This window comes from Lysinibacillus sp. FSL K6-0075, assembly GCF_038592945.1.
Taxonomy (GTDB): Bacteria; Bacillota; Bacilli; order Bacillales_A; family Planococcaceae; genus Lysinibacillus; species Lysinibacillus fusiformis_F.
Map to the genome: position 1 here is coordinate 1405581 of NZ_CP151947.1, position 15515 is coordinate 1421095.

The window sequence follows — 15515 nt, forward strand, 5'->3', positions numbered from 1 at the left end:
GAGGGATTTAGGATGAATAAACAGTGGATCAGTGTCATAATAGCAGCTTGCTTTGAAGTAGGCTGGGTCATTGGTTTAAAGCATGCAACAAGTGTGCTGGAATGGATTGGGACAGCTATTGCTATTTTTATTAGTTTTTATTTGCTCATTAAAGCGGGGGAGCATTTACCAGTTGGGACAGTCTATGCTATCTTTGTCGGATTAGGGACAGCGGGTACCGTATGTGCAGATAGCTTACTGTTTGGAGAACCGTGGAAATTAGCAAAAATAGTATGTATTGTTGTGTTACTTGCAGGGGTTGTGGGCTTAAAGCTTGTAACGGGAGAGCCTAAGGAACAAGAGGTGACTGAATAATGGCATGGATGGCATTAGTTGTTGCAGGGTTATGTGAGATGATGGGCGTGTATATGATTAGTAAATATAATAAGACGAAGAGTATGAAAAATTTAGGGCTGTTGATTGGTGCATTCACCTTAAGTTTTGCAGGCCTTGCCTATGCGATGGAAACATTGCCAATGGGTACTGCCTATGCGATCTGGACAGGAATTGGTGCTGCTGGGGGAGCCTTGCTAGGTATGCTATTTTTTAATGAATCAAAGGACTGGCGACGCATGGTTTGTATTGTCCTTGTATTAGGAGCAGCAATAATGTTGAAATTGCTATCATAATTAAACAGGCACTCCTGCATAGTGTTGAAAAAAAACAATCAATAGAATTTTTGTGAATGGTGAAAATGGTTTCCGTATCCCACGGGAGTCAAGTAGCCCATAGCCGTGTCCTTAGTGATTTCCTTTATTCGTGGGTTAATATTTCTCTTATCAAGGTATAGATAAGTACACTTGATAAAGGAGGTCCAGCAAAATGAAACCAGAAAATATTCAATTACTTGCGCCACTTTTTCAGATACTTGGGAAAAATGAAGTAAAAGAGGTGGGTAGATTATCGGGTTTTATTCAACGCGAGCGTTCGTTTAGTGCGGCACAATTTTTACACTTTCTGTTTTTGAAAAAGAGTGAGATTATCAGTGATTCGCTTGAAACGCTTTGTACGGACTTGGCGGAGCAGGATATATTTATGACGAAATCGGCTCTTAATAAACGCTTTGATGAACGGGCTGTTACTTTTTTGGACGATTATTCAAAACGCAGCTTCAACTCGCCTTCCCCAAGCTAACGGGATACACATTTACTCGAATACGTATTTTAGATAGCACAACGATCAAATTGCCAGATGCCTATCAGGGAAATTTTCAGGGTGTCCATTGTTCGTCTGTTAAAGTGCAAGTGGAGTTTGATTATTTAACCCAACAGCTACTTTATTTTGATTTAATGAACGGACGTGATGCCGATAATCCAGCAGGAATGACGCGATTACCTTTGATTCAGGAGAGAGAACTGGTTCTACAGGATTTAGGCTATTTTCAATTCGATTTTTTTAAAAAGGTGCACGCAAAAGGTGCTTTCTATATCACAAAAACGAAAAAAGATACGCAATTGTTTGTCGAAGTAAGTCATCCACCTCGTCATCCAAATGGGAAATTGATTGAAAGTCGCCGTTACAAACAAATTCATTTAGAAGAAATCGCATTAGAAATGGTACGTGGCGAATACAAAGAGTGGTCCCAATTATTTGTAGGACGACACGAAAAAATGCCTGCACGTTGTATTCTCTATCGCCTCTCAGAGGAACAGGAAAAAGAGCTACACAAGCGGGAAAAAAGAAGACGTCAAAAGAAACAAGGGCAAGTCCATAAAAATGAAGTAGAACAAATACCTGGAGTGGTCATCTATTTAACAAATGTACCAGAGGATATGCCAGCAAGTGAAATTCATGAACTTTACCGATTACGCTGGCAAATCGAGCTCTTATTTAAAACATGGAAATCAGATTTAGAAGTCGATAAGATGAAGAAGGTGAAGATTGAACGATGGTTATGTCATTTCTATCTTCAAAGTATTGTGCTTTTATTGACTGAAATGATCATGGGAATGATGAGAAATGATCTGTGGGTGACAAGAAAACGGAGGATTAGTGAAAGAAAGACGGTCCGGTTGATTGCGAAACAAATAAATCGACTTTTAAAAAGTATGTGGCATTCGAAAAAACAGCTATATGTCTATTTCGATACGCTCACCCGAAACGTTTCGTCATTTTGCCTAAAGTGTAAAAAACGCAAAACTTCTTAAAAGTCGATGTAAACCCAATATTTGGATGGATAATTTGTATAGTTTATTTAGTGAGGTCATTTTTCCCTCACTCCTTGTGTAATACCCATTTTAAACAGAAGATAAACACACGAAAATCTGGCGTAGGATGTCTGATGTTTTTTAAGGACACGGCTATGGTCAAGTAGCCCTCCACTCCAACCTTTAAAAATGTTAACTTTTTAGAAAAGTTTTCAAATAAAGTGAAGGTCTTCACTACTCTTTATGGAGAGGTGTTGTCACGCATCACTTCTCCACATTGAAAATAAAAGCCTATCGATCCTCTAATAATACAAATAATGGGTTATTTTGTTCACTATGACCAGTATGAAAGATAAAGCAAAGACACTTTTGCAGAATAGCGGAACGAAAATCAACCCCTCACCTTGCTAAAAGGTCTTTTTCTGCTAGTGACATGATCTTTTTTCAACAACAAACAGGCACTCCTGCATAAGCGGAAGTGCCTGTTTTTATATTATTTTTTTACATCTTTTGTCCATTCAGCCACTTTATCTGGATTAGCATCAATCCATTCTTTCGCAGCATCTTTTGGATCTTTACCATCCATTACTTCTAACATAACACTTTCTAAATCTTCTGCTGTCCAATGGAAATTATCTAGAACTGAGTATACATCTGGTAAATCTTTTTTTAAGCCTTTACGAACGAATGTATTAATCGTTTCTTCTCCACCAAATACACCCTTTGGATCTTCTAAGTATTTAAGATCATATTTGGCAAATTTCCAGTGTGGTGACCAGCCTGTAACAATAATTTCTTCCTTATCTTTGAGCGCTTTAGATAATGCCGTTGTCATCGCGCCAGAAGAAGAAGTAATAAAGTTCCAATCTGCTAAATTATCATATTCTTCTAATGCTTTTTCTGTCGCAGCCGTAATTCCCGCACCTGGCTCAATACCAGTGATTGTATGATCTGCTTCATTAGATAAATCTTCAATAGAATTGACATTCATATAGCTTGGTACAACTAAACCAATTTTTGCACCAGCAAGGTTTTCACCTAGCTCATCTAAATCAGCTTTATATTTTTCATATTGTGAAGCATGTGTATGTGGTAGCCATGCAGCCACCATTCCATCAGCTTCTCCTTTCGAGACAGCCTCCCACATGATCGCATTATCCAAAGGAGTTAATGTTACATCATAGCCTAAATCTTCGAGTACCTGCCCAACAACATTCGTTGAGGCAATTTCTGTATCCCACTCAACATAGGCTAGGTTTACCTCCTTAGAATCACTGTTTTTACCAGAACTTGAGCCTGAGTCGCCTCCACTACATGCAGCAAGCATGAAGCCTAGGCCTAGTGCCATTCCTAACTTTGATAGTGTTTTCAGTTTCATCGAATCTCCCTTTCTCTTCATCGTTTTGTATCAGACTGCCGCCATCCATCGGAGCATGGATGGTAGCAAGAAAGATGACGTTTCTATAATGCTTTCTTTTTATTGAAGCTTTGTGTTAAGCGATCAATAATGATTGCGAAAATAACTAAACCTAAACCTGCAACGAAGCCATTCCCAACTTGGGTACGTTGTAGGGCCGTTAATACTTCCCGTCCTAGACCTGGAGCCCCAATCATAGAGGCAATAACTACCATAGAAAGTGACAGCATAACGGTTTGGTTAATCCCTGCCATAATTGTTGATTTAGCAAGGGGAATTTCTACTTTAAATAATTTTTGGCTAGCTGTACTACCATAGGAGTCTGCAGCTTCCACTAATTCTTTTGGTACTTGACGAATACCGAGGTTTGTCATACGTACAGTTGGGGGTAAAGCAAAGATAACGGATGCAAAGACACCAGGTACAATACCAATACCAAAAAAGGCAACAGCCGGAATTAAATAAACAAAGCCAGGCATTGTTTGCATGAAATCTAGTATTGGTTTAATAATGTTTTCAGCTACCGTTGATTTTGACATTAGGATACCAAGTGGAATACCGATGATGATGGATATAATACTGGAAAAGATCACAAGCGTGGTTGTTTCCATAAGATGAGTCCATAATCCTTGGTTATAGATAAACAACAAGCCTATTAATGAGAATGCAGCAAGCCCTAACTTTTTGCCTGAAACGAAGAAGGCAAATATCACGACAAGAAGTATAAGAATAATGGCTGGGATACTAATTAATAAATCAGTGACCTGATTCATGAGTAGTTTTCCGAATTGCTGAATAGAGTTAAAGAACGCTGAAAAATTACTCGTCAACCAGTCCATAGCTGATTCTACCCACGGAGCTAGTGGTAATGTTGGAATATTATCTAAAAAGTTATTCATGTGCTTCGGCCTCCTCATCGCTCGTTGACAGTGCTTGGATGACAACGCCCCTAATTAGTACACCAAGCAAGCGACCATCTTTCACAACGGCAATAGGAGTAGGAGAATTATAGATCATCCCTAAAATATCCTGTAGTAGCATATCTGGTGGAACTGTTAACACTTCTGATTGCACAATAGAATGGACGGTTTGCTCTTGTTTCTTAGCTGCAGCCAGTGCATCGTCTGCAGTGATATAGCCTTTTAAATGTCTATTTTTATCAACAGCCATTAATAAACTAACAGCTTCTTGACGCATACGTTTTAGTGCCACTTTAGGGCCATCTAGGTCTGTATTGACATAAACTGGCCGTACCATGACATTTTCAGCTGTCAATACTTTTGAACGATCCACATCTTCCACGAATGTTTTGACATAATCATTTGCTGGGTTGGTTAATATTTCTTCTCCCGTACCAATCTGAATGATAGAGCCATCCTTCATAATGGCAATGCGATCCCCAATGCGTAATGCTTCATTTAAATCATGTGTGATAAATAAAATCGTCTTTTTCAATGTTTGTTGTAGATCGAGTAGCTCATCTTGCATTTCTTTACGAATCAATGGATCAAGTGCAGAAAATGCTTCATCCATTAGCAGTATTTCAGGATCATTTGCGAGGGCTCGTGCTAAGCCAACACGCTGTTGCATACCACCTGATAATTGACTTGGATACTGATCTTTGTATGCGAGTAATCCGGCATTTTCTAAAGCTTGTTCAGCTTTTGCTTGCCGTTCTTCTTTTGAAATGCCTCGAATTTCAAGGCCATATTCGGTGTTTTGAAGTAATGTACGATGGGGGAATAAACCGAAGTTTTGGAAAACCATGCTCATTTTGTTTCGTCTTACAGACCGTAGACTTTCTTTTCCCATAGTAGAAATATTTTCTCCATCGATATATATATTTCCGCTCGTTGGTTCAATAAGGCGGTTTAAGAGCCGTATAAGCGTGGATTTGCCACTTCCCGACAATCCCATAATCACAAAGATTTCTCCTTCGTTGACAGTAAAGCTTGCATCGTATACACCAACAGTTGCACCTGTTTCTTTTAAGATATCAGTCTTACTTTTTTGTTGCTTAACGAGTTCTAGTGCTTGGGGAATATGTTTGCCAAACACTTTCGATACGTGTTCTATTTTAATTTTTTCCATAGAAGCACTCCTTTCGTAGAATATTACTATGTGAGGATAACGATACCCAAAAATAAACAAGTAACAACCTTACTGTAGCAAAGGGTTGTTACTTTTGTCAAATCGACGAATAAGAAAAAATCCGCTTAAACGCTGTTATATCAGCGCTTAAACGGATTTTAATTTGGGTATAAAAAGCTTTGAACTCTGGCGAAACTTTCATCATTTCCAACAAAATAAATAATGTCACCTTCTTTAAATGAGACATAAGGACCAGGTGATAGTAATAATTCATTGCCACGTCTAATACCAACGATGGTACTAGAAGTATTTTGCCAAAAATTTAAAGCTTGTACAGTTTGATGAATGCATGGACTATCAGCTGTCATTTCTAATTGATAGGGAATGAAAGGATTGACTGATCGATAATGCTCTGTGCGACTAATTAGTTGCTTTGCCTTGTCTTGCAAATTAATCAATTCTTGATGTTGCTTTTGAATACTTGTCAAAAGCTCATTTTGTATTTCATGAATCGATTGGACATCATGAAACTGTCTGACGAATTGAGCCGCTTTTTCATACGATTTTATAATTACGCCGCTACCTTTAGAGGCTTCAACAATTTCTAAGTCTTGCAAAACGGCAATAGCTCTTCTTGCAGTCTCAGCTGAAACATTATATTGACTGGCAAGAGAGGATCTTGCATATATTTTATCGCCAATGCTGTATTTTCTTTCGACAATCTTGGAGGCGAGGTCGATGGCTATTTGTTGATATTTTGGTTGCTTTAGTTGAACAGTTTTTTCTAAGTTCATGTTAAACTTCCTTTCGTCATTACAGTACCACAGCTTATTATAGACTAGCCTGCACAGAAAAAATAGCATCTCCATAAGCTAGTAGTATATGATGAAAAAGTAATAATAAAATTTCCGTCTCTAACAATTATAATGAAAGAATAATAGCTGTTGTTTGACACTTTTTAGTTATTATTATAAACTAAGTTACGTTATGTAAGTGATGTGAAAATACATGTGCTCAGTTGGTGAATTTAGCCAACTGTTTCTATAGAAGGTTGGAGATTAATATGACAATTACGACTAAAGTGATGGACTTAGTGAAAGATAAAATGACAATAGTAAAGCATACGAACACAGAAAATATTTGCCTAGTTGGTCCAGTGAATTTGCCTGTAAAACAAGGTGATTTTTCTGCAACTTTTCAATGGTATAACTGGCTTAAAATCGATGCAAATTTAACAAAAGAAGAAATCATTGATGGATTAGCTGCTGCCAATTTAGCCTTTTTGCAACAATCTTCTGTGCTTGTATATGGTGATTTTACCCACTCAGAAGATGCTTTAATCCGAATGCATAGTATTTGTCACACAGGTGACATTTTTGGCAGTCAGCGCTGTGATTGTGGTTACCAGTTGCATGAGTCCATGAAAATGATTGTAGAGCATGGCTGTGGTGCCATATTTTATTTAGCTGATCATGAAGGTCGTGGTATTGGACTATTCTCTAAATCTCTTGCCTATTTATTGCAAGAGGAAGGGCTAGATACAGTTGAAGCAAACCATGCACTTGGCTTCCCAGACGATACACGTTCCTATGAAGAAGCACTTGCGGTGTTAGCTACGCTACGTACCAAACCAGTAACCCTGATTACAAATAATCCGAAGAAATTGGCTGCATTACAGGCTCGCGGCATGGCTGCGGAAGGGCATGTTCCTTTATGGGGCGGTTTGACAGAGACGAATCGTTTTTATTTAGAAACGAAAGTTGAAAAATCTGGACATTTACGCGAAAAGCAATAGGTGGAGGTTGCGATGATGATGAATGTAGATGAAAAATATATGCAACTGGCACTAGATTTAGCAGCTAGTGCAAAAGGAAATACGAACCCTAATCCACTTGTTGGGGCTGTAATCGTGAAGAACGGCGTGATTGTAGGCACAGGTTTACACAGAAAAGCAGGAGAGCCACATGCTGAAGTGCATGCTTTTCGAATGGCTGGAGAGCATGCACAGGGTGCTACATTATATGTAACGCTAGAGCCTTGTTCACATTATGGTAAGACACCACCTTGTGCGAATCTAGTGAAGGAATCTGGTGTCAGTCGAGTGGTAGTTGCTATGCAAGATCCAAACCCAACTGTAGCAGGTCGTGGTATTCAATTGCTGCAAGAAGCGGGAATAGTGGTAGAAGTAGGTGTTTTAGAGCAACAAGCGCGCCGTTTAAATGAACGTTTTATTCACAATATGCTTACAAAACGCCCATTTGTTATTTCGAAATTTGCCATGACTTTAGATGGGAAAATTGCCACGCATACAGGGCATTCAAAATGGGTAACAGGTGAGGCAGCACGTGAAGATGTTCACCATCTTCGCCATGAAGTAGATGGAATTTTAGTTGGCGTGGGTACAGTTATTGCTGACAATCCCTCTTTAACAACAAGATTAAAAGAAGGATACGGAAAAAATCCAACACGTATTATTATCGATAGTTCTCTACGTACACCTGACCATGCAAATGTGTTAAATACGGAGGATGCACCAACGATTCTGGTTTGTAGTGACGACGTAAGCCAAGAAAAGATTCATTTATTTACAGAAAAAGGTGTTACAGTGTTATCTGTTCGAAAAAATGAATATGGGCTTCGGATTGATGAGATGCTTGAAAAGCTTTATGCACACGGCATAACGGATATTTTGCTAGAAGGCGGAAGTAAAATGAATGCTTCCTTTTTACAGCAAGGTGCAATCGATAAATATGTGGTATATATAGCGCCTAAAGTTCTAGGAGGGAATCTATCGTTAACACCGTTTGCTGGCTATAATCCCTCTCTCATGCATGAGGCATGGGATGTTGAATTTGCTTCATTTGATAAAATAGGCGAGGATTTGCGTATTATTGCTTATCCAAAGCAAGGTGAAGAAAAGTGAACTATCAAGCAGATATCTGTATAGTAGGGGCAGGGCCAGCAGGTGCACTGTTAGCCTACCTACTTGCTAAAAAAGGGCTGTCAGTAATCCTACTAGAGCAAAATGCAGCACTTGGTCAGGCATTTCGTGGCGAGCATTTAAATAAGGAAGGTGAGGCTGTTTTAAAAAGTCACCATCTTTTTGAAGCAGTCGAGGCACTTGGCATTTTACAAATGGAGAAGCTTGAGTATTATGCTGGTGGCAGAGCATTTAAAACGATTCTTCCAGATAAAGCTATAGGACATTTAGGCATTCATGTACCTCAGGCCAATTTATTAAAAGGAATTTTACAAAAAGCACAACCGTTCCCTAACTTTACATGCTTGCTACATACAAAGGTAACAAAGCTGATTGTGGATGCTTCAGGTCATTATAGAGGCGTTTTGGCGACAAAAAACGGAGACCCTATAAAGATCGATAGCCAGTTAATTATTGGTGCTGATGGTCGTTATTCTACCATTCGTAAGGAAGCACATATTGATGTTCAGAAACAGAAGCATGGCTTTGATTTATTGTGGGCTAAAATTCCTGCACCCACTGATTGGGAGCCATCTATAAAAATGGCACTCATCGATGATAAGCAGCTGTCATTGTTTACGCAAGTTGGTGGTTATATTCAAATAGGCTGGAATATCGAACAAGGTAGTTTCCCTCAGCTCCGAAAACAAGCATTTACACCCTTTATCCAGCAGCTTGTGGAGGCATTTCCAGAATTAGCGGAGTCCGTACAGGCACAGATAACGTCTTGGCAAGATTTTGTTTTGCTTGATGTCTTTAGTAGCCATTGTAATAGTTGGGGAACAAAGGGCCTTGTCTTGTTAGGGGATGCCGTTCACACAATGACACCAACTGGCGCTTTTGGGCTGAATAGTGCACTGAAAGATGCAGATTGTCTTGCATCATTGCTAAATAAAGACACGCTAGCACATTTTAACGTAGAAGATTTTCAACAAATGCGTGAGCAAGCCATTGAGGAAGTATTAGCAAAACAAATTGAAAAAGAGCAGACATTTGCTTCTAACTTTATAAACAAGGCTTCTTGAAAGGACGAACAACTAGATGAAGTTTGGCTTTGATATAGATGACACATTAATTGATTTACGAGCACATGCCTTTTCACTCTATAATAAAAAGCTTGGTAAAAATGTTTCCTTTGAAACCTTTCAAGCGATACAGCGAGTGGAAATTCATGAACCATTTGGATTAACAGACGAGGAAGGTTCAGCCATGTGGAATAGCGTATTAGAAGAGATCTATTTTACGGACTGCCCATCTTTTGAAGGGGCATTAAAAACGCTCCAAACTTTAGCAGAGCAAGGACATGATATTTACTATATTACATCTCGCCCAAAACAATACTGTGCGCAAACAAAAGCGTGGATGGAAGCACAGGGCTTTCCAATAACAGACGGTCATTTTTTCTGTGGCATGCAAGATGCAGAAAAAGTAGCCATTATAAAAGAGCTTGCTTTAGATATTTATGTAGATGATAAACCAGCAGTACTTGAAACGCTTCATGATGTGAAAACTAAGGTGATCTTAAAAAATCAATCCTATAACCAGCATGTGAATCTTCCGCGTTTATTTGATTGGCAAGCGTTTCAAACCATGTTTCAAAATTAAAGGATTGGTGCAACGACTAACCGTTGTACCAATCCTTTTTTTGCTAAAATCGACTAAGCTTAAAGGTAGATAAATCTTGTTTACTTTTGCCTTCTACAACTAATTCCGCAAGGGCTTCCCCAACAGCACTACTAAATTTAAAGCCATGACCAGAAAAGCCTGCAGCAATGACAATATTCTGATGTTCAGGTAAAAAATCGATAATGAAATCTTCATCTGGTGTCATCGAATACTTACATGTTTTTCCGTATTTAAGCGTTCCATGCTGAGGCATAAACTGATCAATGAAATTTTGTAAATCAACTGTATCAGACGCATCAAATGGACGTAGAGGGTCGTTCGGATTGACCACATCACCGCCATCGTGTCGTCCAAGCTTTAACCCAGCTCCATCAATGCTTGGAAAACCGTAGTAGGTCGAATCTGCAAGTTCAAAGCAATAGGCTGGGAAAACTTCATCACGATATAGCTGCTCATCCGCCTCGAACCATGCAAAGGTTTTGCGCGTTGGTGTGGCGGGTATGCTCACGTCTACTGTTTGTAGTAACTCTGTTGCCCATGCACCCGCCGTTACTATTAAGTGTTTTGCTTTATAGCTATTATGTACTGTTTGAACCTGTACAATATCACCAGCTTGGATAGCCAATACTTTTTCATTTGTCTGTAAGCTTGCACCAGCCTCTAAGGCTAATTTTTTATATGCTCGAATACATGCTTCAACACGAAGGACGCCTGCAGTCGGCTCAAAGCAAGCAACTAAATTTGCTGGCAAGAATAGCCCTGGCCATTTGTTCATCGCCTCAGCAGCTGAATAGTGTTCGAGTGCTAAATCATAGAGTGCTGCACTAGCCTTCACATTTCGAATAAAGGCACATGTTGGTTCGCCAATATTGACCACACCGGTTTGTAAAAATAAGCTTTCATTTACTAATGACTCTAGCTCATACCAAAGCTCACCAGCTCTTTTTACAAAAGGTACATAGCTAGCCCCTTCACCATAAGCAAAGCGAATGATTCTTGTATCTCCATGATGACTACCTTCTTCATGTGGGGGAGTAAAGGCATCTAACATAAGAACTTTTTTACCTTCCTTTGCTAAATAATAACCAGCCGCCATCCCCATGGAGCCAGCACCAACTATTATGACATCATAGTCCATTCTAATCCCTACTTTTTTACTCTAGTATAACAGATTAACAGAAAAGGAAACAGAAATTTTAGAAAATAAATAGGCACAACACCTGCAAATCCAAATGGACTAGAGGTGCTGTGCGTTGTGGATACCTGCTATTTTGAGTTTGGTAGAATTTTATTAAGGAAAATCGCTACTAGCGCTGCCGTTGCGATAGGCGACCCAAATAAATATTGAACGGTTGTAGGTAATGAATATAGGAAATCATCAGGCAATAATGTCAAAGCTAACGTTAAAATAACAGGAATCGCAATGACATACATTTCCTTTTCGCCAATATGTTCATTTTTCATGACCTGCAAACCACTAATGGCAATTATACCGCAGACGATCACAAATACACCGCCAATAACAGCCGAAGGAATCGCTGAAATGAGTGCCGCTAATTTTCCAGAGAAGCCGAAGACGATAAACCAAATACCTGCTGCTATAAATACTCGACGGCTCGCAATCCCTGTAATTGAGATAACACCTGCATTTGTAGAGTAACCAGTAACAGGAGTGGAACCAAGTAAAGAAGCAATAAAGCAGCCAATACCTTCACCAATAACACCACGATTAATTTGCTTATTAGTTAATGGTTGGTCGATAACATTGCTAATGGCAAACCATGTTCCTGTTGTTTCTGCCATTAAGACAATATAAATAATGACCATTGTGATAATGGCAGAAATATTAAAACTAAAGCTAAAATCTGCAAATGGAATTTGTGGCATACTAAACCATTTTGCTTGCGATACAGGAGATAAATCTAAAATACCCATGATATTGGCTGCAATACTACCAGCAATTAAGGCAATGATGACAGAAGCAATTCGGAATAGACGTCCTTTTTGATGGAAGACTGTGCCTAACATAACACAAATAATTAACACAAATGCTGAAATCAGCGCTAAATAGATGTTTTGATTAATGGATGCTCCTGCTCCATTAAAAATATTATCACTTAAACCGACAGGCATTAAGGACAGTCCAACCACAAAGATAATCGTTCCACCCACAATTGGTGGAATAAATGTTTGGACAATTTTATTGAAGATGCCTGTATAGCCTAAAATAATAACTAAAATGGCACCAATTAAACTAGCACCGAGCACAGTACTCCAACCTAAATCACCACTACCACTTGCTGCATAGATTCCAACAATGGCACCAAGTGGAACATAGGATGGACCTTGTGCCATCGGTAATTTCATACAAAAATGTGTTTGCACAATCGTCGCAATCCCAGCTGCAATAAAGGTTGATTGAATGAGTGCGCTGGCCTGACCAGTTTGTAAACCGATTAGCATGGCAATTAAAAATGGTACGACGTAAACATCCATAGCCATAACATGCTGTAAACCGAGTAGAGCGGATTGACCGAACGAGATTTTTTCATCTGGTAATACGGTTAATTGTGTTGGTCTTGATTGATTAGTTAGTTTTCTATGTTGTGTTTCCACGAAGTTGTACACCTCAAAATGATAGATTTTTATTAGAATATAAGAGAATGATTAGTCTCTCGTATGAACTTTACTTCCTTGCACCCATACCTCACGGATATTTTCTGGGCGTACAAGATACATGATTTTTTGGAAGATATCGAGTAAATCTTCATTTTGATCAAAAATTGGAAGCTTAGCAGTAGGGATTTTTGTATCGATAATTTGTACATCCCATGTATAGTTTTCCTGTAAACGCCCAATTGGAAGACTTAAGCTTTCTCCACCACCAGCTGTCGCGAGATAGAAGGCCTCATTAATCGTAATGCGTGAATTTGGCACACCACGGTTTTCGGCGGTAATGGTTGTATCTACACCATCCTCTAACATTCTCGATGAGATAACAGCCTGTCTTGCATTATCAAAAAGACTTGGAGAAAATCCACCTGAAACATCTGAGCCTAATCCAATATCAACGCCCATAGCATGGAAGCGGGCGATTGGAATCACACTGTTAGCAAAATAGGCATTAGAGATTGGACAATGACCAATGGCAGTGCCAGTTTCAGCAAATAATCGGGCATCCTCATCACTTAAGAAATTACAATGAGCCATGACAGATTTATCACCTAACAAACCAAAGTCATGCAAGGCAACTGCATCATTTTTCTGGAATCGTTCTTTGACGTAGCCGTGTTCCCAGTCACTTTCACTACAGTGAGATTGAATATGTGTATCGTATTTCGCAGCCAATTCACCTAAGCCCTTTAAGGCACCATCAGTACAGCTTGGAATAAAGCGAGGCGTGACAACAGGATAAACACCCTGTTTAGCTGTTTTGGCTAAATCTTTTACAGCTAAAATAAATTCCTCCGTATCCGCTAATGCAGTTTTTGTGTTCTCATCTCGATAAAAATCAGGATTTTGCTCAGGATCATCCATGACTACTTTTCCGACTAATCCTCGCTGTCCCTTTTCAGCACAGATTTTCGCTAAAAGTACGCTGGCCTCCTTATGAACCGTCGCAAAATATAATGATGTAGTTGTACCATTGGCAAGTAGTGTGCTTACTAAATCCTCATAAACCTCTTGAGCAAATGCTAAATCGGAAAATTTTGATTCGATAGGGAAAGTATATGTGTTTAACCAATCGTATAGAGGAATGTCTAAAGCTGTCCCAGATTGTGCCCATTGAGGTGCATGTACATGCAAATCGACAAATCCTGGTAGGAAATATTGCCCTTCAGCTAATGCATGGAAGTTATTTTGATCTTGATATGTAGTGAATAGTTGTTGGTAATCCGCGTGTTCAGGAGCGACTGTTTTAACAATCATGCCGTCAGCATTAATGAAAAATAAATAATCTTTTAAAATGTGAACGTCAGTAGCAGATTTACTAGTAAAAGCTGTCCCTTTGAAAATATGCGTATATTCAGTCATAAAAACCACCTTAATGTTCGTTTATTGATAATAACACGGATTATTATAGGCTATACAAACTATTAAGTCTATAAAAAAACGAATATTGGTGCTGTGGCTAAAGAAAAAAATACACCTTTGCAACTACATTTTTACAGCTTTGACAAGCGTTGATAGATAACAAAAGAAGGCACCTATCTGAGAGTGCCTTCTTTCTACATGATCGATTCATTGATGATGTGAAGAAAATTATTAAAGGATGCGGAGTGATGCAATTCATTTTTTCTTGTACAAAGGTAGATAGGGCGTTGAATATCAATGTCTTTAATAAAAACGCGGGCAACTTGTTGCTGTTGAATAAAGCTAGAGGCTGCTATGGATGGAGCTAGCATCGTACCAAAACCTGCTGCAATGGCATGAATCGATTCATTAATTCCATCTAGTTGTAGCCCTACTTTCGGTGGAGGGATTTTATGCACTTTACATAAAGCATTTAAATATTCTTTTGTGGAACTCCCATCCTCCCTTGTGACAAAGGGCTGCTGCATAAGTTCTGCAAGGGAAATCGTTTGACCAGCTAGACGATGGTTGTACGGCACAATAAACCAATAATCTAAATTCATGAGAAATTGATAATTAATATCAGCATGATGCCCATCTTCTTTGACGATAAAGGCCAAATCAGCTTTATAATGGAGTAAATCCTCAATAACTTGCTGAGAATTAGCGGTTTTTAAATGAATATGTGTCGCTGGATAAACTTGTTTAAAATGAGCTAACCATTTGGGCAATAAAAAATGGGAGGGAACATGTGTTGAGGCAATTTGCAATTCTTCATTGCCCGTATTTTTAAGTTGTTCAATTTTACTTTCAATATCAGTTTCTAAATCAAATAAGCGCTGTGCCTGTTTGTATAAAAAAGCACCATTTTGAGTTAGCGAAATGCCTCTACCTTTGGCTTCTAGCAGAGTCAAACCCAGCTCTTTTTCTAAATTTCGAATTTGGATGGTTACTGCAGGCTGACTAATCATAAGCGTCTGTGCTGCTTTGGAAACACTATTGAGTTCAGCCACCTTTGTAAATAACCGCAGAGCATGTAAATTCATGTCGTTACACCTTTCATAAATTTTTTTTATGATTTTATATACATTATATATTAGATTTATTAATTTGCGCTCTGTATCCTTTTAATTACAGTAGA

Annotated in this window: 16 protein-coding genes; 8 read left to right on the plus strand and 8 right to left on the minus strand. The window is 38.8% G+C overall.

What is annotated here, in order from left to right; genetic code table 11:
- Window positions 1-12: 12 nt before the first annotated feature.
- From MHB65_RS06600 to MHB65_RS06615, 4 genes are all read left to right on the plus strand, one after another.
- On the plus strand, window positions 13-354 hold the full coding sequence (locus MHB65_RS06600; RefSeq protein ID WP_342442823.1) for a multidrug efflux SMR transporter: 342 nt from the start codon (window positions 13-15) through the stop codon (window positions 352-354).
- Window positions 354-668, plus strand: a complete 315-nt coding sequence (locus tag MHB65_RS06605; protein WP_205442180.1) for a multidrug efflux SMR transporter — start codon at window positions 354-356, stop codon at window positions 666-668. Before MHB65_RS06600 ends, MHB65_RS06605 begins: the two co-directional genes overlap by 1 nt.
- A gap of 193 nt (window positions 669-861) precedes the next feature.
- Entirely contained in the window at window positions 862-1173 is a 312-nt protein-coding gene (locus MHB65_RS06610) for a hypothetical protein (protein ID WP_342442825.1), read from the plus strand.
- Window positions 1174-1193: 20 nt separating this feature from the next.
- Window positions 1194-2186: an IS4 family transposase gene (locus MHB65_RS06615; RefSeq protein ID WP_342443702.1), complete on the plus strand. Its 993-nt coding sequence runs from the start codon at window positions 1194-1196 to the stop codon at window positions 2184-2186.
- 493 nt (window positions 2187-2679) lie between these two features.
- Here MHB65_RS06615 and MHB65_RS06620 read toward each other — a convergent pair whose 3' ends face one another.
- From MHB65_RS06620 to MHB65_RS06635, 4 genes are all read right to left on the minus strand, one after another.
- Window positions 2680-3564 carry a glycine betaine ABC transporter substrate-binding protein gene (locus MHB65_RS06620; RefSeq protein ID WP_342442826.1) on the minus strand — a complete coding sequence of 295 codons (885 nt, stop codon included), beginning with the start codon at window positions 3562-3564 and terminating at the stop codon, window positions 2680-2682.
- An 83-nt stretch (window positions 3565-3647) separates the two neighbouring features.
- Complete coding sequence (locus MHB65_RS06625; RefSeq protein ID WP_016991840.1) at window positions 3648-4502, minus strand: proline/glycine betaine ABC transporter permease; 855 nt, start codon at window positions 4500-4502, stop codon at window positions 3648-3650.
- The gene (locus MHB65_RS06630) at window positions 4495-5694 is read right to left on the minus strand and encodes a glycine betaine/L-proline ABC transporter ATP-binding protein (RefSeq protein WP_205442182.1); all 1200 of its coding nucleotides are present in this window, start codon (window positions 5692-5694) and stop codon (window positions 4495-4497) included. Before MHB65_RS06630 ends, MHB65_RS06625 begins: the two co-directional genes overlap by 8 nt.
- A gap of 158 nt (window positions 5695-5852) precedes the next feature.
- Window positions 5853-6488: a TrkA C-terminal domain-containing protein gene (locus tag MHB65_RS06635; protein ID WP_342442827.1), complete on the minus strand. Its 636-nt coding sequence runs from the start codon at window positions 6486-6488 to the stop codon at window positions 5853-5855.
- 269 nt (window positions 6489-6757) lie between these two features.
- Here MHB65_RS06635 and MHB65_RS06640 point away from each other — a divergent pair, with 269 nt between their 5' ends.
- Genes MHB65_RS06640 through MHB65_RS06655 form a run of 4 tightly spaced genes read left to right on the plus strand, consistent with a single transcriptional unit; the run spans window position 6758 to window position 10279 of the window.
- Window positions 6758-7489 (plus strand): GTP cyclohydrolase II, encoded by a 732-nt coding sequence (locus tag MHB65_RS06640; protein ID WP_205442184.1) that lies wholly within the window; start codon window positions 6758-6760, stop codon window positions 7487-7489.
- 15 nt (window positions 7490-7504) lie between these two features.
- The gene (gene ribD, locus MHB65_RS06645) at window positions 7505-8617 is read left to right on the plus strand and encodes a bifunctional diaminohydroxyphosphoribosylaminopyrimidine deaminase/5-amino-6-(5-phosphoribosylamino)uracil reductase RibD (protein WP_342443703.1); all 1113 of its coding nucleotides are present in this window, start codon (window positions 7505-7507) and stop codon (window positions 8615-8617) included.
- The gene (locus MHB65_RS06650) at window positions 8614-9699 is read left to right on the plus strand and encodes an FAD-dependent oxidoreductase (RefSeq protein ID WP_342442828.1); all 1086 of its coding nucleotides are present in this window, start codon (window positions 8614-8616) and stop codon (window positions 9697-9699) included. The genes ribD and MHB65_RS06650 overlap by 4 nt, the downstream gene beginning before the upstream one ends.
- 16 nt (window positions 9700-9715) lie before the next feature.
- A complete protein-coding gene (locus MHB65_RS06655; protein ID WP_205442187.1) occupies window positions 9716-10279 on the plus strand; it encodes an HAD family acid phosphatase in 564 nt (187 codons plus the stop codon).
- Window positions 10280-10322: 43 nt separating this feature from the next.
- Here MHB65_RS06655 and solA read toward each other — a convergent pair whose 3' ends face one another.
- The 4 genes from solA to MHB65_RS06675 all read right to left on the minus strand — a co-directional run bounded on the left by solA (window position 10323) and on the right by MHB65_RS06675 (window position 15420).
- Window positions 10323-11438: an N-methyl-L-tryptophan oxidase gene (solA, locus tag MHB65_RS06660; RefSeq protein WP_342442829.1), complete on the minus strand. Its 1116-nt coding sequence runs from the start codon at window positions 11436-11438 to the stop codon at window positions 10323-10325.
- A gap of 128 nt (window positions 11439-11566) precedes the next feature.
- Entirely contained in the window at window positions 11567-12916 is a 1350-nt protein-coding gene (locus MHB65_RS06665; protein WP_342442830.1) for a solute carrier family 23 protein, read from the minus strand.
- A gap of 51 nt (window positions 12917-12967) precedes the next feature.
- Window positions 12968-14335: a guanine deaminase gene (guaD, locus tag MHB65_RS06670; RefSeq protein WP_342442831.1), complete on the minus strand. Its 1368-nt coding sequence runs from the start codon at window positions 14333-14335 to the stop codon at window positions 12968-12970.
- 194 nt (window positions 14336-14529) lie between these two features.
- Window positions 14530-15420: a LysR family transcriptional regulator gene (locus MHB65_RS06675; protein ID WP_205442192.1), complete on the minus strand. Its 891-nt coding sequence runs from the start codon at window positions 15418-15420 to the stop codon at window positions 14530-14532.
- Window positions 15421-15515 lie beyond the last annotated feature (95 nt).